The 20,492-nt window shown below is 31.2% G+C and carries 17 protein-coding genes; 7 read left to right on the forward strand and 10 right to left on the reverse strand.

The genetic code is table 11. The features are described 5' to 3' along the window. On the reverse strand, window positions 1-795 hold the full coding sequence (gene rhaD, locus MHL31_RS08795) for a rhamnulose-1-phosphate aldolase (protein WP_240225562.1): 795 nt from the start codon (window positions 793-795) through the stop codon (window positions 1-3). A gap of 107 nt (window positions 796-902) precedes the next feature. On the opposite strand from rhaD, the gene MHL31_RS08800 reads away from it, so the two are divergent. From MHL31_RS08800 to MHL31_RS08830, 7 genes are all read left to right on the forward strand, one after another. Continuing rightward, window positions 903-1,802 (forward strand): AraC family transcriptional regulator, encoded by a 900-nt coding sequence (locus tag MHL31_RS08800; protein WP_240225563.1) that lies wholly within the window; start codon window positions 903-905, stop codon window positions 1,800-1,802. 345 nt (window positions 1,803-2,147) lie between these two features. After that, window positions 2,148-3,593, forward strand: a complete 1,446-nt coding sequence (gene aldA, locus MHL31_RS08805) for an aldehyde dehydrogenase (protein ID WP_240225564.1) — start codon at window positions 2,148-2,150, stop codon at window positions 3,591-3,593. A gap of 110 nt (window positions 3,594-3,703) precedes the next feature. Beyond that, window positions 3,704-4,996: an L-fucose:H+ symporter permease gene (gene fucP / locus MHL31_RS08810; RefSeq protein ID WP_240225566.1), complete on the forward strand. Its 1,293-nt coding sequence runs from the start codon at window positions 3,704-3,706 to the stop codon at window positions 4,994-4,996. Window positions 4,997-5,028: 32 nt separating this feature from the next. Further along, a complete protein-coding gene (locus MHL31_RS08815; protein ID WP_240225567.1) occupies window positions 5,029-5,358 on the forward strand; it encodes an L-rhamnose mutarotase in 330 nt (109 codons plus the stop codon). Between the two features lie 12 nt (window positions 5,359-5,370). Then, window positions 5,371-6,108 carry a (Fe-S)-binding protein gene (locus MHL31_RS08820; protein WP_240225569.1) on the forward strand — a complete coding sequence of 246 codons (738 nt, stop codon included), beginning with the start codon at window positions 5,371-5,373 and terminating at the stop codon, window positions 6,106-6,108. A 2-nt stretch (window positions 6,109-6,110) separates the two neighbouring features. After that, window positions 6,111-7,481 (forward strand): lactate utilization protein B, encoded by a 1,371-nt coding sequence (locus MHL31_RS08825; RefSeq protein ID WP_240225570.1) that lies wholly within the window; start codon window positions 6,111-6,113, stop codon window positions 7,479-7,481. After that, window positions 7,474-8,055, forward strand: coding sequence for an LUD domain-containing protein (locus MHL31_RS08830; RefSeq protein WP_240225572.1), 582 nt, complete (start codon window positions 7,474-7,476; stop codon window positions 8,053-8,055). The genes MHL31_RS08825 and MHL31_RS08830 overlap by 8 nt, the downstream gene beginning before the upstream one ends. Window positions 8,056-8,076: 21 nt before the next feature. Here the strand turns inward: MHL31_RS08830 and MHL31_RS08835 are convergent, their stop codons facing one another. From MHL31_RS08835 to MHL31_RS08875, 9 genes are all read right to left on the reverse strand, one after another. Then, window positions 8,077-9,159 carry a glycoside hydrolase family protein gene (locus tag MHL31_RS08835; RefSeq protein ID WP_240225573.1) on the reverse strand — a complete coding sequence of 361 codons (1,083 nt, stop codon included), beginning with the start codon at window positions 9,157-9,159 and terminating at the stop codon, window positions 8,077-8,079. A 48-nt stretch (window positions 9,160-9,207) separates the two neighbouring features. Beyond that, window positions 9,208-10,038, reverse strand: coding sequence for a dienelactone hydrolase family protein (locus MHL31_RS08840; RefSeq protein ID WP_240225574.1), 831 nt, complete (start codon window positions 10,036-10,038; stop codon window positions 9,208-9,210). 74 nt (window positions 10,039-10,112) lie between these two features. Next, window positions 10,113-11,240, reverse strand: coding sequence for a glycoside hydrolase family protein (locus MHL31_RS08845; RefSeq protein ID WP_240225575.1), 1,128 nt, complete (start codon window positions 11,238-11,240; stop codon window positions 10,113-10,115). Between the two features lie 106 nt (window positions 11,241-11,346). Then, the gene (locus tag MHL31_RS08850; protein ID WP_240225576.1) at window positions 11,347-12,357 is read right to left on the reverse strand and encodes a family 43 glycosylhydrolase; all 1,011 of its coding nucleotides are present in this window, start codon (window positions 12,355-12,357) and stop codon (window positions 11,347-11,349) included. A 52-nt stretch (window positions 12,358-12,409) separates the two neighbouring features. Next, window positions 12,410-13,876, reverse strand: coding sequence for a GDSL-type esterase/lipase family protein (locus MHL31_RS08855; RefSeq protein ID WP_240225577.1), 1,467 nt, complete (start codon window positions 13,874-13,876; stop codon window positions 12,410-12,412). A gap of 77 nt (window positions 13,877-13,953) precedes the next feature. Beyond that, the gene (locus tag MHL31_RS08860) at window positions 13,954-15,534 is read right to left on the reverse strand and encodes a sialate O-acetylesterase (RefSeq protein ID WP_240225578.1); all 1,581 of its coding nucleotides are present in this window, start codon (window positions 15,532-15,534) and stop codon (window positions 13,954-13,956) included. A 225-nt stretch (window positions 15,535-15,759) separates the two neighbouring features. Next, the gene (locus MHL31_RS08865; protein ID WP_240225579.1) at window positions 15,760-16,740 is read right to left on the reverse strand and encodes a glycoside hydrolase family protein; all 981 of its coding nucleotides are present in this window, start codon (window positions 16,738-16,740) and stop codon (window positions 15,760-15,762) included. 122 nt (window positions 16,741-16,862) lie between these two features. After that, window positions 16,863-19,421 carry a hypothetical protein gene (locus MHL31_RS08870; RefSeq protein WP_240225580.1) on the reverse strand — a complete coding sequence of 853 codons (2,559 nt, stop codon included), beginning with the start codon at window positions 19,419-19,421 and terminating at the stop codon, window positions 16,863-16,865. Window positions 19,422-19,443: 22 nt separating this feature from the next. Continuing rightward, the gene (locus MHL31_RS08875; protein ID WP_240225581.1) at window positions 19,444-20,421 is read right to left on the reverse strand and encodes a family 43 glycosylhydrolase; all 978 of its coding nucleotides are present in this window, start codon (window positions 20,419-20,421) and stop codon (window positions 19,444-19,446) included. Window positions 20,422-20,492 lie beyond the last annotated feature (71 nt).

The following is a 20,492-nucleotide window of genomic DNA, read 5'->3' on the forward strand; positions in this document are numbered from 1 at the left end:
CTATGTAAATTGTTCTAATTCTGTCAATTGTTCGTTTGAAAGCCCTGCTGGTTTAAAACCTGCTGCCCAACACATCATCAATAATTTAGCACCTTTGTTTGCTACATCTAAAAAATCCCAGGCTTTTTCTACATCTGGTGCGGTTGCAGTTGCACCATGTTTTTCCCATAAAGAGATATTTCTTGTTTTAAAAGCTTCTATAGTTACTTTTGCCAATGGCTCTGTACTAGACAATGCATATGGTGTACAGTGAATTCCTTTAGGTACAAATACTTTAATTTCAGGACACATCATCCATAATTGTCTATTCAATTCTTCCTCATCATTAAATAATTCATGATGACTCATACAAATTAATTCTAACGGATGTGTATGTACAACTGCTAAATTTTCTGGATGATTAATTGAATTAAACAAATGTATACTTGCATGTGAAATTAATTCACAAGTAGGACCAAAACCTTCTCTTTTACCTCCCCAAATAATTGAATAAGCAGTTGCATCTTCATTGATATAAAGTATACAAGAAGCTTCTTCAATTTTATCTATTAAATCTCTTAGATAACAGCCTGTACCAGTAATATAAATTACAAAGCCAGCAGCTCCTTTAGGAAAATCAAATGGCACTTCTGTACCAATACCTTTCACTTCTTCTTTAGAAAAAAAAGATGTTAAATTAATTGAAATATTTCCTGCATTTCTTTCAGCCCATTCTCTTTGCCATAAATAACCGGCTACTTTAGAGACATTATTTAATTCTTTTTGTACTTCATTAGGAAGTTTAATTGTACCCATATCTATTATTTTATAACATAATTAATACTACAAATTTACTGATTAACAAGTGTTAAATAAATATTTAAAATTTGTATTTTTGTATCTAATTCAAACATTTTGAGTTTATGAAGTTCGTAAAAGATATTGAATTAGGAGATCCTTCGTCAAATAATCAAAATTTTATCGACCTTAAATTAAGGTTGTTATGTTGCAGATATTGGTTGTTAGATTTGTGGGATTGCCATGATATGGTGTTTCCTTTTTGGAGGCTGTATTGGAATAAAAATGAAGGAGGCGAATTAATTCATCAAGAAAACATTTATAAAATGGACCCTAAATTTCTTTATATTATTCCACCTTTTACATCATTTTCTACACAGTTTACAAAAAATCATAAATTTAATAATGGTATTCATGTAAATGGAAAACAATTGACAAGTTTTTATGATGAAAATGAGTATTACGATAAACATTTAATTCATTTTTTTGTGCATTTTAACTTAGGAATTCCTTTTGATAACGTGTATCCAGGGATTTTTAAAATTGAATTAACCGATTACCTTAAAGATAAATTACACTATTTAACAAATAGATTAAAAATTGAAAACAGCGATTTTAAATTAACGTTTAACTTAAAATTACAAGCTTTTATAAAAGAGGCTCTTACTAATATTGGTCCAGAATTGTGGAAAGCTATAGATATTGACGATCGTGTTTTAAAAGTAATTAGATTTATTGAAATTAATATTGGCAAAAAAATGAGCAATTCAGATTTAGCTGAAATTGTAAATATGGCTCCAAATTCATTTTCAAGATTATTTAAAGAAGAAATAAATATTACACTACATAATTTTATTCAAAACAGAAAAATTGCCAAAGCTTGTCATTTGTTTGAACATACCAATAAAACCATTGAAGACGTTGCCTTTAATTTAGGATTTTCAGACCGCTACCATTTTTCTAGAGTGTTTAAATCTGTTACTAGATTAACACCTGCAAGTTACAAATCGGGAAGATATACATAAACCTTTCTTTCATTATATATTTTACATTAAACACCACCTATTCCAAATACAGTACAGCTTAAATTACTCTATTCTTACAACTGGTTAAGGTTGCATTATGCATAAAACAAGATTTTAAAGTTTTATAGCATATTCACTTTCAACCCCTCAAGTACAATTTTTTTTAACACCATGTTTAAATTCTTCATACTATTGATTGTAATAGATAATAATTTTAAGTAAATCTTGTGCTATATTTGTTGTATATGCATACTTTTTTAATATAAAAAAAGCGTGTTCTTATAATAGAAAATAAACTTTTCTATTTTTTCTATAGAAACCAAATACTAATTAAAATATATAAATATGAAACAGTTTAAACAATTTATTAATGGTAAATTTATTGACTCGACCTCTACTAAAATTAAAGAAATTTTAAACCCGTGTACTGAAGAAGTTATATCAACAATTCCAGCGGGATCTGTTGAAGATGCAAACTTAGCCCTAGAAGCTGCTAAAAATGCACAACCTGCATGGGAAGCACTTCCTGCCATACAAAGAGCTAGTTTTTTACATAAAATGGCTGATATTATAAGAACAAATAGAATATTTTTAGCAGAAACCTTAGCCAAAGAACAAGCAAAAGTAATTGGATTGGCTCAGGTAGAAATTGATGTGACTGCAGATTATTTTGATTATAATGCTGGATGGGCAAGAAGAATTGAGGGAGAAATAATTCAAAGTGATAGAGAAAACGAACATATTTATTTACACAAAGTTCCAATTGGAGTTGCCGTTGGAATTTGCCCTTGGAATTTTCCTTTTTTTGTAATGGCACGTAAAGTTGCTTCATCTTTAATAACAGGAAATACTTGTGTTATTAAACCAAGTTGTGAAGCTCCTAATACAATAATGCAATGGGCAGAATTAATTGAAAATATTGGATTGCCTGCAGGTGTATTAAATATTGTGTGCGGATCTGGTAGTACTGTTGGTAACGCGCTTACTAAAAGTCCAATTACAGGAATAGTTAGTTTAACTGGTAGTGTATTTGCTGGACAAAAAATTATTGAAGCTGCAGCAGAGAATATTACAAAAGTATCTTTAGAGCTTGGAGGTAAAGCTCCTGCCATTGTTTGTTCTGATGCTAATTTAGAGTTGGCGGTAAATTCAATTGTTACATCAAGAGTTATTTTTAGTGGACAAGTTTGTAACTGTGCTGAAAGAGTCTATGTTCAAGATAATATCTACGACAAGTTTATGGAAATGATTACCAAAAAAATGAATGAAGTTAAAGTTGAAGATGCTTTAACTGGAGTAAATGCCGACATGAGCGCTTTGGTTTCTAAAGACCAATTAGATAAGGTTTCTGAAATGGTTGAATTTGCTAAAAAAGAAGGAGCTGAAGTTGTTGTAGGAGGTAAACGTTCCGAACAATTTGATAAAGGATATTTCTACCAACCTACCTTATTAACAAACTGTAGACAAGATATGGAAATTATTCAAGAAGAAGTTTTTGGTCCTGTATTACCCGTTATGAAATTTGGAACTTTAGAAGAAGCTGTAGCATTATCTAACGACAGTAAATTTGGACTAACATCTTCTATTTTCTCTGAGAATTTCAATAATATTATGTATGCAACAACTAAATTACAATATGGAGAAACTTATGTAAATAGAGAGCATTTTGAAGCAATGCAAGGTTTTCATGCTGGTTGGAAAAAATCAGGTGTAGGTGGAGCAGATGGAAAACATGGAATGGAAGAGTATTTACAAACAAAAGTTGTTTACGCACAATACTATAACAAATAATAAACTCTTAAAAACTGTCTAAAAAATAAAAAATTCGTCACCTATAAAAAGTTTAAGTTGTCGATTCTAAAAAATTATTTAGACAGTTTTTCAATACTCAACTTTCATAAATGAAAAAAAATAACACACCTATAGTTCCTAAAGAATATTTAATTCCATTTATTTTAATAACATCGCTATTTGCGTTGTGGGGATTTGCCAATGATATTACAAACCCAATGGTAGCGGCTTTTGGAACAGTTATGGAAATTTCAACGGCAAAAGCTGCATTAGTTCAATTTGCTTTTTATGGTGGCTATGCAACAATGGCTATACCAGCTGCATTATTTGTACAAAAGTACAGCTATAAAAAAGGAATTATATTCGGACTAATTTTATACGCCATTGGCGCTTTATTGTTTTACCCTGCAGCTCAGTTCGAGGTGTTTGGATTCTTTTTAGTCTCTTTATATATTTTAACTTTTGGATTGGCCTTTTTAGAAACTACTGCAAACCCATTTATTTTATCTATGGGAGACGAAAAAACAGCTACTAGACGTTTAAATTTAGCACAATCTTTTAACCCTATTGGGTCTTTATTAGGTATGTTTGTTGCTTCAAAATTTATTCTTGCAGCATTAGACTCAGATAAAAGAACTGCAACAGGCGAATTAATTTTTACCACGTTAGATGAAGTTCAAAAAGCAGCTATACGTACACATGATTTATTAATAATTAGAAATCCTTATATAATTTTAGGATTTGTAGTAATTGCAATGTTGGTAATTATTAGTGTTTATAAAATGCCTGAAGAAGAAAAAAAAGATGAAAATTTTAATGCCTTAGCATCGTTTAAAAGACTGCTTAAAAATGAAAAATATAGAGAAGGTGTAATTGCTCAAATGTTTTATGTTGCTGCTCAAATTATGTGTTGGACTTTTATTATTCAATATGCAGATAATTTAGGTATAGTAAAATCAACTGCTCAAAATTATAATATAGTTGCTATGGGTATTTTCCTTTCAAGCAGATTTATTAGCACCATGTTAATGAAATATATAAACGCTAAAAAACTATTACTGTTTTTTGCAATAGGTGCAATGTTTAGCGTAACAGGAGTTATACTTATTGAAGGTCAATTAGGATTGTATTTACTAGTTGCAACATCGGCATTTATGTCGCTAATGTTTCCAACAATTTATGGAATAGCATTATATAAATTAGGTAAAGATACCACTTTAGGAGCCGCAGGATTGGTAATGGCAATTGTTGGTGGAGCATTAATGCCTCCTTTACAAGGTGCAATTATAGATTTAGGTACAGTTGGTTGGCTTCCTGCCGTAAATGTTTCATTTATATTGCCTTTAATTAGCTTTTTAGTGATTGCAATTTACAGTTATAGAACTTTAAAAGTTCATGAATAGTTTTTGGATGTTAATTTTTAAGTAAATATTAAATGAAAAAATACTGCCTAACACTCGATTTAAAAAACGATAAAACCTTAATTGCTGAATATAAAAAATACCATAAAAAGATTTGGCCAGAAATTACAGAAAGCCTTATTAATTCAGGAATTAAAAATGCTGAAATCTATTGTGTAGAAAATCGACTTTTTATGATTTTAGAAGTTGATGAGGACTTTTCTTTTGAAAAAAAGGACAAAATGGATTTAGAAAATCCTAAAGTACAAGAATGGGAAAATTTGATGTGGAAATATCAAAAAAAATTACCTTTTGCTAAAGAAGGAGAAAAATGGATACTTATGGAAAAAATTTACCAATTATAAATCTAAAAAACAATGAGAGTAGGCTTATTCATACCTTGCTATATCAATCAATTGTATCCTCAAGTTGCCATTGCAACACTAGAACTACTAGAAAAGTTAAATGTAGATGTTTATTATCCATCAACTCAAACTTGCTGTGGACAACCGTTAGGGAATTCAGGTTATGAAGAAGATTCTAAAGGAGCCTGCCAATTATTTGTTGAAAATTTTGCAGCATACGATTATATTGTTGGACCTTCAGGAAGCTGTATTTATCACGTAAAAAAACATTTCGATATTATAGAACAAACACCAGATGTTGTTAAAGTTAGAAACAATGCTTTTGAATTATGTGAATTCATAGTAAAAGTACTAGGAAAAACAGATTTAGGTGCTTCATTTCCCCATAAAGTTGGACTACATAAAAGCTGCCATGGATTAAGAGGATTGCATCTGGGCTCTTGTTCCGAAAGAATGGATCCATATTATTCTACAGAAGAAGATTTATTAAACAATGTGAAAGGATTGGAATTAATGCAATTAAATAGAGCGGATGAATGTTGTGGTTTTGGCGGTACATTTTCTGTATTTGAAGAAGCCGTTTCAGTAAAAATGGGTAAAGATAAAATTCAAGATCATTTAGATAATGGTGTTGAAGTTATTACGGGTGCAGATCATTCTTGTTTAATGCATTTAGAAGGTTTAATAAATAGAGATAATAAACCGTTAAAAGTGATGCATATTGCCGAAATTTTAAATAGTACTATTTAGTTATGAGCCATTCAGAAAAAGCAGCAATATTTAATAAAAATGAAGCCAAAGTAAACTGGCACGATAAAGCTTTATGGTATGTTCGAGAAAAAAGAGATAATGCTGCACACGGAGTAAAAGGTTGGGAATATTTAAGAGATACTGCTTCTAAAATAAAAGGAAATGTACTTTCTAATTTAGATAATTATTTAATAGAATTTGAAGCCAATGCTCTAAAAAACGGCATTAAAGTACATTGGGCATCCGATGCAAAAGAACACAATTCAATTGTTCACAAAATTGTAAAAGAACATAATGCAAAAAAAGTGGTAAAAAGTAAGTCTATGCTTACCGAAGAATGCCATTTAAATCCTTATTTAGAATCTAAAAACATAGAGGTTGTTGACACCGATTTAGGTGAATATATTGTTCAAATTGCAAAAGAAACTCCTAGCCATATTGTATTGCCAGCAATTCATAAAACAAAAGAAGAAGTTGATGAATTGTTTCAAGAACATTTAGGTACAAAACCCAGTAATGGAAACCCTGAATATTTAACCAACGAAGCAAGAAAACACCTTAGAAACAAGTTTTTACAAGCAGATGTTGCAATTACAGGTGTAAATTTTGCAATTGCTGAAACAGGTGGTTTTGTTGTTTGTACCAATGAAGGAAATGCCGATATGGGAGCGCATCTAGCGCCCGTTCATATTGCTTGTATGGGAATTGAAAAAATTATTCCAAAAGAAGAACACTTAGGTGTATTTTTAAGATTGTTGGCTAGAAGTGCAACAGGACAACCAATTACAACTTATTCATCGCATTTTAATAAGCCTGCTAAAGGAAAAGAATTACATATTGTAATTGTTGATAATGGACGTACGGAACAATTAAGTCGTGAAGATTTTAGATCTTCGTTACATTGTATTCGTTGTGGTGCTTGTATGAATACTTGCCCTATATACAGAAGAAGTGGTGGACATAGTTACGACGCCACAATTCCAGGTCCAATTGGCTCTATTCTATCACCAGGAAAAGATTTAACAAAACACAGTTCACTCCCATTTGCATCTACGCTTTGTGGCTCATGCTCTAATGTTTGCCCGGTTAAAATTAACATCCACGAGCAATTATATAAATGGCGACAGCTAATTGTAAAAGATGTTAAACAACCAGTTGTTAAAAAAACTATTTTAAAAATTACGGGTAAAATATTAAAAAACAGAACATCCTATAATTTGGTAGGAAAATCAGCGCGATTTATGCTAAAATACGCTCCTAGGTTTATGGTATATTCCAAATTAAATGCTTGGGGAAAAGCACGTGAACTTCCTAAAGTTAAAACACAAAATTTTGACGATTGGTATAAAGCAAAAAGAAAGAATAATGAGTAGAGAAACAATTTTAAAATCCATAAAACAGAATAAACCTAATTTACTTCCATTACCTGAAATAGATTTAGATAAATTTCAGGAGGACTTAAATTTATTAGCTTCATTTAAAGAAAAAGTTGCACTTGTAGGTGGAAATATTATTGAATTAGATAGTGCGAAAGAAATTGATACTGAAATTCAAAAAAGGTATCCTAAAGCTAAAGACATTGTTACTTGTACCCAAAAATCGTCTTTAGAAACGGTTTCAATTTCAGAAAAAACAAATCCCCATACTATGGCTTCAATTGATTTGGCAATAATAGAAGGAGATTTTGGTGTAGTAGAAAATGGCGCTATTTGGATTACAGAAAATGAGTTTCCAATACGCGTTTTACCATTTATTACAAACGATTTAGTAATTGTTTTAGACAAAGAAAAATTGTGTACTAATTTACACGAAGCCTACAAGTTAATTGCAAATAGAGATCGAAATTTTGGTCTTTTTATCGCTGGGCCTTCAAAAACAGCAGATATTGAACAATGTTTGGTAATTGGCGCACAAGGAGCTATGAGTTTAACAATTCTACTAATATAATTAAATGGTTTTTTTAAACTCTTAAAAACTATTCTTTTTTTCTAATGGTATAAAAATAGTATAAGAATCATCTTCTTTTTTTATTGCAAGACATAGCGCAATAGGAATATTATTCTCCACATAAATAAATGGACGTTCCATACGATTTGGAATTAAGAAAGATCCATTATCAAGTGCTATTTTTTTATTAGTTATATTGTAATAATGTGCTTTATTCCAATTTAAACCATCTAATGAAGTCATTAATCCTATAAATTTATGGGCGTGAAAAACAGCATAAAATACAGCTTCATTTTCATCATACCACATTGAAACATCTTCAGTGTCTAAATTTCCTATAACGGGATTTGGCTGCATTTTAAAAGGTCCTACAGGCGATTTAGAAGTCGCTATTGCTTGGTTTCTAATAAATCTTTTTTCATTGGGTTTATCTCCTTTCACTATCAAATAATAATTCCCATCACTATCTTTATCAATAGCTGGATTTACAGTTATTGTTGCTATTGGTCCAGATGGTTCTATCAATGCATTATCCATTCTTTGCCAAGGTCCATTAATCGAAGTTGAAACGGCAACACCAGTTCTTTGGTTTTTACGAAGCGTTCCCCTGTCTTTGGTTTTTAAAGATTTTGTACTTAAATCAATTAAATCTTTATGCGTAAATTCTTTATCTCCTAAATTTGTAGCAATATAGTATAGATAATATTTACCTTCAAAAAATTTTATTTTAGGATTATGTGCTGTAATTGCATCCCAATTTCCATGACCTCTTCCTTTTAAAACCGTTTCTTTATAATTCCAAGGTCCTGTAGGTGTTTTTGAAACAGCATGTGCAATTTCAGAAAATGTTAACCAACCATTAAAAGTATATTCTCGCTTCCATCGTGAATAAAACAAATGATAATTTTCATCTTCTCCTTTTATAATTGAACCTCCCCAATTGTAATAAGCAGTATCTCTAAATATGCCATCTTGCTTCAAAGGCTCCATCATTTCATTAATATTCAGGTTCTTTTTATTCTCTTGTGATACAGCACACACAGAATAAAAGAACAATAAACTAACTAAAGATTTTGAAATAATTTTAATAATATTATACTTCATAATTAATAATATTTTAATAGTACAGCTGGTTTCTTTTTTACAATTAGCTTATTTTTTTTGACTAAAAACCCATTCTATTAATTCAGGTTCTTTCCAAGCATACTCATAAGAATTATGCCCAATACCTTTATAAATTGTTAAGCGTGCTTTATTCTTTTTATGTTTATATAACGCTTCAATCATTTCAATTGAACCAGAAATTGGAACCGTAGGATCTTTATCTCCATGAAAAGCCCAAATTGGAATTCTGTTTATATTTTTAGCCTCCAACGGATCAGCTGCACCACAAATTGGAACTGCTGCTGCAATAAGTTTATGATAACGCATTACAAAATTCCATGCACCATAACCTCCCATTGAAACACCCATTACGTATATACGCTTTTTATCTACCGAATATTCTCTAACAACTTTATCAAAAATTTCTTTTGCAAGCTCCATGGGTTTACTTAATGGACTATCTTTTAAAAAGTAAGAACCATTTTTCCAGGGTACATTTACCCATTGTTGTTTTTTAGGACACTGAGGCATTAAAATTATACACGGATGTTCTTTTTGCACCTTGGCATCCATCCATCCGGCAACCCAGGGACGCATTTGTTTTAAATTATCGTTTCCTCTTGAGCCAGCCCCATGAAAAGAAAGCAACAATGGATACTTTTTTTTAGGGTTATATGCTGGAGGTAAAAACACCCTATATGCCATTTCTAAACCATTTTCATCTATATAAATATAAGGTTTCGAATTTTCTACATAGTAACCATTTTCTTGCTCGTTAACACCACAACTATCACTAGAAGATTTAGCCTCCGAATATAATGTTTGAGCAAATGCAAACTGTGAAAGCACACTAAAAATTAATACAATAACTATTCTCATCTCTAAATTGATTATTGAAATACTAAATTAAATATGATTAAAATTAAAACAACTTTCTTCATTTGTTTTACACTTTATTTTTCATATTTCAACACATAACTGTTCGTTCCATCACTTCCATCTAAGGCTACTCCACTTGGACAAAAAAGGTATTCAGGCTCACCATTAGCATCCATTAATAATTGAGGTCTTTCAAATTTCACCTTTTTACCACCATAACGGATATTAACCCCATCAGGAAAAACTCCTTTAAGGTAAAAATCTTGATAATTATGAAAGCCAGATAATGGTTTAGCCTCGAATTGAAGTCCGTCATCAGATACCCAAAGTAAACCTCCACCTTTCTCTAAAATTCCATGATTATCGGTGGTTAACAAACAAACTTTCTTTTTCCACATAAAAGCATATCCATCTTCAATTCTAACCTTATTTGTTGTAATTGGATTTGGTTGAATAACATACGGCCCTTCTAATTTTTCTGAAATAGCAACTCCCATACTCACTTTTCCACCTTCTCCTTTAGGTCCTGCCATAGCTTTAAAGTACAAGTAGTATTTACCATTAGGATGTTTTATAAGCGCAGGGTTATTTACTCCAAGTCCACTATTATAACACCAAACAGATGAATCTTTAGGTGGACTTAATAAGGGTTGGTTCTTATTTGGTTTTTCTACCCAAGGACCATTTAGGCTATCACTTATAAGCATTCCAATTCTTTGACTTGGACCATGGTTTTTTGCGCCATCATTTGCTATAAATATTAGTACATATTTGTTATCTATTTTTTTTATACTTGGATTATGAAAACCAGCAGCATCCCAACTTCCATCTTTATTCCCTTTTCTAATAGTTTCAACAAATTTAAAAGGTCCTTCAGGTTGTTTAGCTATATAATGTGCTATTTCACTATTATACCTCCACGCTTTTTTAAAAGGGGTATCTGAAGACCATCTTGCAGAAAAAAGATGCACATTACCATCTTTATCTCTTATTGGAGAACTTCCCCAAACATCATACCCTGGTTCATTTATTGCTTCACCAATAAATTTCCAATGATTTGACATTGCTGTAGGTGTCTGTATCTGTTTTTCATTGTTTTTATGATTCGTAGTTTCTGCTTTCTTTGTTTTTGTGCTATCACATGAAATAAAGACAATAGAAAAAATTGTAATTCCTAAAAATATTTTTGTTATACGTTTCATAACCAATTTAGCTTCTTATTTAAGTCATCCTCTTTTTTAGCGATTAACCTTTATTATCTATTATTTTCATTTTATTAGATTCCCTATTATTTACTAGGTTTACTGTTTACTTCATTTCAAAACGCACCAAATACGCTAATCCTTTCTTTTGAATCATTGAAATTCCCCACCCAGGAATTTCAGTCGTTAAGTTTCCATTTTCTAAATGGGGACGATACAATCCTGGCGCCTTTGGTATCTTTTTTAAACTGTCTTGTAAAACGGAAAAATGTTCTCCATCCGCAGAAAAGTTTAATGTTTTATTAAGTGATGCTAACGAAGCAATACCTCTCTTTTTATTCCAAATTAATACTTCATGACTTTTATCTAACAAGTAGCCTTTATGTTTTTTAAAATAACCATCAGGTTTGTCAGCATACGCCACACTCATTTTGGTACGTCCTGGCCCTTTCTTTCCATCGACAAGAGATCTTCCTTTATAAAATAACCATATTTTTTCATCTCTAACCAATAAGCTGGCATCGTCAATTCTAAAACTATCAAAGTCTGAATCTACAGTACTTATCTCTAAAATCGGATTATTCTCCACCCTTACAAAAGGACCATCTGGGCTATCTGAAACGGCAAGTCCTATAGCTGTAATATCTGTTTCTGAATTATTTTCAAATTCCTTATTTTTATTACCTGGTGTTGGTTTTACTCCTGTATAATATAAATAATACTTATTGTTATACACTAGAATATTGGGTGTAAAAACAGCATGACTGTCAAATGCATCTTCTTTTCCTAAACCAAGTGCCATACCCTGTTCTTTCCAAGTATATCCATCATCTTGTGAGGTTGCATACCAAATTGTACCCCAATAACCAGATGTTGTAGGACTATTCATACGTGTGTACCACATATAATAAGTATCATTTACTTTTATAATATCACTATTATCTCTTCTATTATATACCGAATCTACACCAACTCCCGTAATATTTTGATATGTAAATTTTACGTCATTTATTTCCGTTGTTAATTCCTTTGCTTTTTTATTTTCCTTTTTTGTAGTGTTACAAGAAGTTATTAAACTTACAAATATGATTGTAATTACTAATTTTAGTTGTCTCATCTAACTTTTATATAAAGGTTGGTTATTGGTACTTTATTTTTAAATAAATAAACTATTGGATTTTCTTAGCTATCTTATTTGCTAATATTTTATATCCTTTATTATTTAAATGAACACCATCAACAGTGTATTTATAAGCTTTTCTCATTAATGTATTTACATCTATTAATGTAACATTTTCTTCTTCTGAAATTTCTCTAATAATAGGGATTACCCATTCTTTCAAATGCACAATACGTTGTTGTATTTCTGGGTCTCTACTGTTTTCATGTTTATAAATTGGTAATGGTGTTAATACATATATCTCCGCTTTTGCATTCTTGCTTCTATAAGCATTTATCAATTTTTTATATTGACTCTTAAACTCTTCTTGTGGTGTACCTTTAAAATCCGTTTTTCTTGTTTTGTCTAGACACCACTTAACATTTGCATCGTTTGTACCAAACATAATTAAAACAATATCTGGTGTAAACTTTAAAGAATTTTGATAAACAGTCTTTTCAAAATATGGATGATTTGTTCCTTCTAATAAAGTTGCTCCACCTTTTCCAAAATTTTTAACTTGGTATTTTTTACCCAATTTTTCTTGTAAAAACGTTGGATATGTAGCTTCAGTATTACTATCTCCAACACAAGACACCTGCTTTATATTTCTAGAAAGTGTTGGTTTTTTTTTCAAATAACCTAATTTTCTTAAAAAAACATCTGTTTCGTATACGGTTAAATTAAAATACTTATCTCCAGAACCTTTTCTGAAAAAATCTCCATTAAAAAAACCATGACCAACATTATCAACTGCAATTAATTCACATTCATTTCCTGCTTCCTTCATTAATTTTGTAAAACGTTTTGCATTTTCAAAAGGCACTGTTTTATCATTTGTACCATGAAATATTAGCATAGGCGGCATTCCTTTTTTAACCTGATGCGCTGGAGATATTTCTGTTTCTCGGCCTGCTACTTTTTTATAACCATACCCTTTTTTAGTAGTATCTAAAACTGGATTATATCCAACAACAGCGTTAGGAATTGAACTAACAGACAAGTTCTCGTTAGCATTTTCAAAACCATCTATTAATGCAGTGGTTAATGCAACATGTCCTCCTGCAGAACCTCCACTGGCAACAATTTTATTTGGATCTATGTTTAATTTTTTTGCATTTTCACGAACCCAACGAATAGCTGATTTCCCATCTTCAACGCACTCAAACGGAGAAGTACCGTGGGTATTTTTCACCCTATATTCTGCTGAAATTGCTAAAATTCCTCTCGATGCAAAATATCTACTTTGCTGATAAAATTGTTTTGGGGTACCACCTGTCCAACCACCTCCAAAAAAGAATACAATGGCAGCAGTTGGTTTTTTAGATAATTTAGGTTTAAATACATGCAGGTATAAACTATCCCCTTGTACCTCTTTATATAAAATTTTACTATCAGGATTGAAGTTTTGAGCATCAACACTAAGAATGGTGCAAACCAAAATTAAAAAGGTTACAATTATATTTTTTGATCTCATTTTATTTATTATTATTTTTTAATTGATTTTTTTAATCATAAATACACAGACTATTTCAACTACAGAAGCTTTAGAGTCTATGGTTTAAAGGTGTCTGTTCTAAATGGATAAGCGGGTAAATCAACTTCATTTACCAAGTTTACATTTGGTTTCCCTGTAAAAGCATAACGTACAAATAAAGGTTTTTTTAAATCTGAAGACGTTAACACTATTTTTTTCCCTTTTATTTTCGCTTTTGCAGAAAACCATTTTCCTGATGCATCTGACAACCAAAAACTTGTAGGAGCTTTGCCATCTGTTGTTTTTAAGTGTTTAACATTATTAAAATAAACAACTATAGAATTAGCTTTTACTTTTACCTTTTTTAATGTTGGCCCCATAGCATCTACTTTTTTATTGAATACATTATGTAAGGCAAAAAGAGCTAAACGTTTACCAACTGGTAATTTATCTTTTGGATGAATATTTTTTTCATCACCCAAATCAATAGTATTTATTACAGATGTATTTGGTAATTCTAATGCTTTTAATTGAGATTCACGCATCCAAGCCCATGAATGTGCATTTGGACTTTCAGGATTAATATCTTTTTCTGAATCCAACACCTTTCCAAATCCAGGAAGCATTACCACAAGAACATGCAACTCATCATTATTCCAAGCTTTTCGATAGCGTTTTATCCAACTTTTAAGCACATCTCCATACTTTAATATTCCTGAATTTCTAGAAAACCATGGTTCTTTAACCATGCCATACATAGATTGTGCATTGCGTTCTCCTTGATACCAAACCAAGCCTCTGCAAGCATAAGGAATTAACGGGTGCATCATTGCATTATATAAAATATTTGATTGTCTACGTAAAAAAATATCATCTGCATTTTTCCAAGGTCTTGGTCCTTCTAAAATAGCGTTTATTTTATTTTTAGTTTTACTATCAGCATCAAATTCATCCATCATTATTTTAAAATGAGGCACTGTTTCCACCATATCTCTGGGCATCCAAGCCTCTAAAGAAGAACTACCCCAAGAAGTTAAAATAATACCCACAGGAACATTGGCAGATTTCTCTAAAAAATAAGCAAATGAAAATGCAACAGCACTATTTGGATGAACTACTTCCCACTCACCTTCACAAGTATCTTTAGGCTCTAGTGAAACCATTTGTTTAACTTTAAAACTTCTAATATTTTTTGCCGAAGGCACTAACTTTTTAACTTCTGGAGCACCATTTACAGAAAATTGCATATTAGATTGACCTGAACAAATCCAAACCTCACCTACTAAAACATCTGAAATTTTAATTATCTTTTCATTTTGTGAAGAAGATACTACCATAGTTTTAGGCTCAAAACTTGCCTTTAAAGCACCCAAATTTACGCGCCATTTACCATTAGCATCTGTAATCGTTTGTTCTTCTAAATCACCAAGTTGAACCTTAACAACTGCTCCTTTTTCTGCTGTTCCCCATACTGGAATTGAAACATCTTGTTGCAACACCATATGATCTTTAAAAAGAGAACCCAATTGAAATCCAGTTTTAGAAGTTTGCGATTTTACTGTACTGGTTTGTGCAAAACTAGCAACTCCATTAAATAATATAAATAGTAATGCTAAGCAATAAATAGCAGAATTCTTATATGTAAATTCTTTTTTCATTTCTTTTAATTATTTAAACTTATCTTTTATTTTGATTCACTTTTTTAAAACAACACTTACACATAATTTATTTTAACAGAAATTACATTAAATGAAATCGATGCTAATTCTGCCTTCAAAATATTGTTATAAATCACCTCTTTAATATTGTTCTCATTTTAGCTGTTTTTACAAACTTTAAATTAGTAGTATCAACATTTTCTATAACAATTTACCAAATTGAATTTATTCAAAAGTAATTTTAAAAACGTGTGAACTACTACCATAACCCGGTTTCACTTGTACACCAGTTGCTAAGTATAAATAAGCAGGTTTATCATCTATAAAAAGTATTTGAGCTCTCTCAAGATGTCCATCTTTTTTTCCTCTGTATGAAATAGCGTCTTTTAAATGTTCTTCACCAACATAATGTTGTAAATCTTCATAAGCACGTACTGTTTTTTCAGCAGGAAAAGTAAAACCATCTCCAGATTTCCACAGCAAACCTCCTCCTCTATTTCCTAGAGTTCCTCTAAAATCGCGACTCATAAGATAAACCGAATCTTTCATTGTAAAAGCATAAGCATCTTCAAGTGGCATTTTTTCTTCTGTAACTCTTGTAGGAGTGTGTACATAAGGACCTTCAACATTATCAGCAACAACAACACCGTAAGAAAACACATATCCTTTAGGTTCTTTTCTTACAACAGATTTATGATATAAAAAATACTTCCCTTTATATTTTATTAATGACGGATTTGAAACTCCTAACCGTGCTGTATAATTCCAAACAGTAGAATCTTTTGTTTGACGTAAAATTGTACCATCAGCTTCTCCACCTTTTGCAGGTCTCCAAGTATCATTCAAATCATCCGCAACATACATAACAATACGCTGTGTTTTTAAATCATTGTTTTCGTTTACAATAAAACAAAGTTGATATTGACCGTCAATATTACTTATAGTTGGATTGTGAGGTGAATTAAACAAACCATCTTTGTCTTCAACTGCTACACCTAAATACTCAAAAGGGCCTTCTGGGCTATCACCTACATAATGACCAATTTCACAATCTTTAAACCAACCACTAAAATTTCCAGGTTGTGTTTTTGTAGACCATTGCGCTGCAAATAAATGTATTTTACCATCCTTATCCTGTACTGGTGAAGATCCCCATACATGCATTCCTTTATTTTCTGCTGCCCTTCCTACATAATCTATTTTCATTGTCTGAGGTTCTTTATTGCAACCCAGAAAAATAAATAGTAGTGTAAATATTATTATATGTTGTAATCTCATTCGTATTATATTTTAAGTTTATTTCTAATTAATTTTATAACTTATTTCTTTTATTTATATACAAACCATGCAGTTGCATTACAATCTTTACTAGATTTTAATTGTGCCCAATGCGCACTAAATCCTTCAGGAAATTTATAGGTTATTTTTTCTCCTGCTTTTAACTGAAATGTTTTAAATAAAACAGGCTCTTTTGAATAATGATTTATATGGATATATAATTCAAAATCTGTAGCAACATCCGATTCTAAAATCACTGTTTTTTCATCATAGCCAGTCATTAAATACATATCTGATAATTGGTTGGCTTTTACTTGTGTATTTTTCCAAGGACCGCCTTCTCCCACAGGTTTTCCAAAACTCCATAAATCATCTATACCACCAAACCAAAGTGCCACATTACCATCATCAGATTTATAGACATGTTCTGATGGTTTTGCATTCATTTTCACACCACTTAAAACCAACAAACCATTCCAAGTATTAAATTCTGTAATTTGTTTATTATGTGTTGCAACCGGGCGCATCATTTTATACAAAGGCTCTTTACCTACTTTATAAATTGGCAATTCATAAAATGTTCCAGAAATATTTGCTAACTCACGTTCAGATTCTACTTCTCTGGTAACTCGTGTTGCTTTTGCAGAAAACTTTTTTGAATAATTGGCATCTCCTTTTGGCAATCTTAATTGATACTCTTTAGCATGTAATATTATAGATGCAGCATCTTCTGTCCAAACCTCTTTTTCATTTTCTGTTGCTTTTAAAGATATGTTTGAGTTTTCAGTATAGAATTCAACTTCTTCTCCAATTTTTTTATTTTTTAAAGCCATTACAGATGAACTATCTTTTATACCTTCTACAAATTTAAAATCGTATTTTAAAAACTCATAAGACTGCGTAGTTTTAAAGATGTTATTTTCAATTTCACCTGCATAAACACTTAAATTATAATTAATTTTATTACTATACAGTTTGGTATGAGATACTTTACCTGTCTCGTCAATATCAGCTAGACTTTTAAATAGTTCAGCTCCGTTAGCACTGTTTTTTAAATTTTTGTCAGTAAAATGGAATGCAGCTGTTAACTTACTTGTTTTATTAGTAACCAAACGTACCCATTCGGCTTTTAAATCATTGTTAAAAATATAATAATTATAGCCTTCTTTTTCCAAGTCTATGGTTTGTAATTCTTTCCAATCTCCAGTTCCTTTTTCATCAATTTGAATACTAATAGTAACTGGAATTTCACCTAAATTATTTAAATGTAAAATTCTGTTATCAAAACCAGCTATTAAAAAAGGAAGCGATGGTGTTTCAGCAACTACTTCATCATTTAACCAAATAGCTCCATAGGCAGATTTTGGCCCCCAATTTGTGAGTTCTTCGCGTGTACCAAACCAAAGATTAGACTGTGGTTGACCTGCATAAGGATTTCCTTGTATACTTGTTTCATCTGTAGCTAAAACAACCATATTATTCCAGCTTAAAAAATCTGGGATATAACGTAAATGCGATCCCATAGGTTTAATACCAGCTGTATTATTATGAGAAAAAGTTTCAGGAAAATCATAAAACATACCATGCATATCCATCATCATTTTTCCGTTACCAATTTCTCTAATTCTTGGCCATTCGGTAAACCAACCATGAGAGGGATCGTTATTATAGGCTGCTTTAGGTAATAAAAATGTTTTCCAATCGCCATTCTCTAAGACTTTTAATCGTATTGATCTTTTATCCCAGCCCATAGACCAAAGAGGAGATTGCTCATTTGGCACTGCATTAATTCCATTTTTTGTTGTAACGTCTGTAAACTGTCTTCTTTCAATAACTTTAAAATTTTCACCGTCAAATTCAGCTAAAATTCCATTATCTTCTTCACTTTTTTGATTTTCTAAAGTTATTTTCCAGTTTTTACTACTTTCATGCCCATGCTCTCCATTATTTGCTAATACCAATTTATTTTGACTTGTATAAGCGCCTTTTCCATGCCAACCAGGTAAAGGATTATGATACAATTTTTTAACTTTTAAAGTATGTACATTTACTTCATACAACATGCCTTCCATATCGTAATAATACACAAGATTTTCTGGATCTTTTAAGTGACGTGCAATAGCTGTTAAACGACCTTTCATTTCTTTATTAGGAATCACACGCACTTCTCCAGAACTACTAATAACATAAGGACCAATAAGTAATTGGTTAGATTCTTTATGAATCATTCTAGCAGCTGGAGTACCTCCAATACTTCCCTGAAACACTTGCATATTTTTATCTTTATCTATAATATACAATTTGTGTTCACTTCCTTTTGGTTCGTGTGCAGCATAATTAATCATATACAATTTTTCGTTCCATACTGCTAAAGCTCCAATACCACATTCGTTACCAAAACTATAAGTTCCATTTTCTCTAGCATGTGCATACGTAGTTAAATGCGGATAAATACCACTTATTTGTCTTGTTCCTGAAACCGAAATAATTTCTCCCTTTTCAGTTTTAATAGTGGTTGCTTGATCAATGCTCTTTTCTTCTGAAGAAGTACAACTCCAAAAAAATACTATTAATACTATCGATATTACTTTAAAAAAACTATTTACCATTGAAATTAATTATTTAATACGTTTATTGTTTTGTTTTATTTACTTCTTTTAAATCAAATCTTTCGAGATATTCTATGCCATCCTTTTTTACTCTTTGTATGCCCCACTCTATAAGTTTACCTTTTTTGCTATTGGTAAACGCTTCTGGTCGAAAAGCACCAGGAGCCCAAGGCACATTTTTATTTGTAAAATTATGCGTCTTTTTAAAATTTAACCCGTCTTTAGCATACATAATAGACTTTCGAACATCTTCTGTTCCTTCTTTACCAATCATTGTTGCTACTCCTTTTCCTTGAGGCCAAACAAGTACTTCATGCCCCCCTTTTACAACAGGATTGTTTTTATATTTTATATACGGCCCTTCAGGTCTATTGGCTATGGCAACACCCATTTTAGTTTCTCTTGGTGATTTTCCCCACTGACGACCTTTATAGTACAACCAATATTTACCATCACGAACAATTATACTTGCATCATCTATTCGATGACTATCAAATTTGGTTTTATCAGTACTTGGAATCAAAATTGGATTGGTAGATAGCTTTACCCATGGGCCATCTGGTGAATTAGAAAAAGCAATTCCTATTCTAGTTTTTGATTTTTCAAGATCTTTAGTTTTATATGGATTATTTACCCCCGAATAAAAAAGATAATACTTATCATTAGCTATTAAAATACCTGGTGTAAAACAACCTTCATCATCCCAACTTCCTTCTTTTCCAGGAGGTAAGGCCTCTCCTTTTTCTGTCCAAGTAAATCCATCTGGTGAAGTTGCATACCAAGTTGCCCACCTTACATTTTCCCCTACTTTCCAGTACCAAACATAATATAATGATCCTACCTTTATAATATCGCTTGGATCACCTCGTTTAATTCCTTCTTCAGGCCCTAATGCTTCAATAGGGGAATATGTTGCCTTTACCGATTTTAAATTTGATTGAGAAAAAGAACTATTTACCCCCACAAATAACATACTTATTATTACAACAAATATTTTCATTCTTACTAATTTTAATAATTTATAAAAACGCATTTTTTAATTTTAACGCCATTATTTTCCACGATTTCAAT

The sequence above is a fragment of the Lutibacter sp. A80 genome, assembly GCF_022429645.1.
Classification (GTDB): Bacteria; Bacteroidota; Bacteroidia; order Flavobacteriales; family Flavobacteriaceae; genus Lutibacter.

What these genes read in the sequence shown, in the direction of transcription:
- rhaD (WP_240225562.1), bottom strand. Translation starts at nt 795, where the DNA reads ATGGGTACAATTAAACTTCCTAATGAAGTACAAAAAGAATTAAATAAT.
- MHL31_RS08800 (WP_240225563.1), top strand. Translation starts at nt 903, where the DNA reads ATGAAGTTCGTAAAAGATATTGAATTAGGAGATCCTTCGTCAAATAAT.
- aldA (WP_240225564.1), top strand. Translation starts at nt 2,148, where the DNA reads ATGAAACAGTTTAAACAATTTATTAATGGTAAATTTATTGACTCGACC.
- fucP (WP_240225566.1), top strand. Translation starts at nt 3,704, where the DNA reads ATGAAAAAAAATAACACACCTATAGTTCCTAAAGAATATTTAATTCCA.
- MHL31_RS08815 (WP_240225567.1), top strand. Translation starts at nt 5,029, where the DNA reads ATGAAAAAATACTGCCTAACACTCGATTTAAAAAACGATAAAACCTTA.
- MHL31_RS08820 (WP_240225569.1), top strand. Translation starts at nt 5,371, where the DNA reads ATGAGAGTAGGCTTATTCATACCTTGCTATATCAATCAATTGTATCCT.
- MHL31_RS08825 (WP_240225570.1), top strand. Translation starts at nt 6,111, where the DNA reads ATGAGCCATTCAGAAAAAGCAGCAATATTTAATAAAAATGAAGCCAAA.
- MHL31_RS08830 (WP_240225572.1), top strand. Translation starts at nt 7,474, where the DNA reads ATGAGTAGAGAAACAATTTTAAAATCCATAAAACAGAATAAACCTAAT.
- MHL31_RS08835 (WP_240225573.1), bottom strand. Translation starts at nt 9,159, where the DNA reads ATGAAGTATAATATTATTAAAATTATTTCAAAATCTTTAGTTAGTTTA.
- MHL31_RS08840 (WP_240225574.1), bottom strand. Translation starts at nt 10,038, where the DNA reads ATGAGAATAGTTATTGTATTAATTTTTAGTGTGCTTTCACAGTTTGCA.
- MHL31_RS08845 (WP_240225575.1), bottom strand. Translation starts at nt 11,240, where the DNA reads ATGAAACGTATAACAAAAATATTTTTAGGAATTACAATTTTTTCTATT.
- MHL31_RS08850 (WP_240225576.1), bottom strand. Translation starts at nt 12,357, where the DNA reads ATGAGACAACTAAAATTAGTAATTACAATCATATTTGTAAGTTTAATA.
- MHL31_RS08855 (WP_240225577.1), bottom strand. Translation starts at nt 13,876, where the DNA reads ATGAGATCAAAAAATATAATTGTAACCTTTTTAATTTTGGTTTGCACC.
- MHL31_RS08860 (WP_240225578.1), bottom strand. Translation starts at nt 15,534, where the DNA reads ATGAAAAAAGAATTTACATATAAGAATTCTGCTATTTATTGCTTAGCA.
- MHL31_RS08865 (WP_240225579.1), bottom strand. Translation starts at nt 16,740, where the DNA reads ATGAAAATAGATTATGTAGGAAGGGCAGCAGAAAATAAAGGAATGCAT.
- MHL31_RS08870 (WP_240225580.1), bottom strand. Translation starts at nt 19,421, where the DNA reads ATGGTAAATAGTTTTTTTAAAGTAATATCGATAGTATTAATAGTATTT.
- MHL31_RS08875 (WP_240225581.1), bottom strand. Translation starts at nt 20,421, where the DNA reads ATGAAAATATTTGTTGTAATAATAAGTATGTTATTTGTGGGGGTAAAT.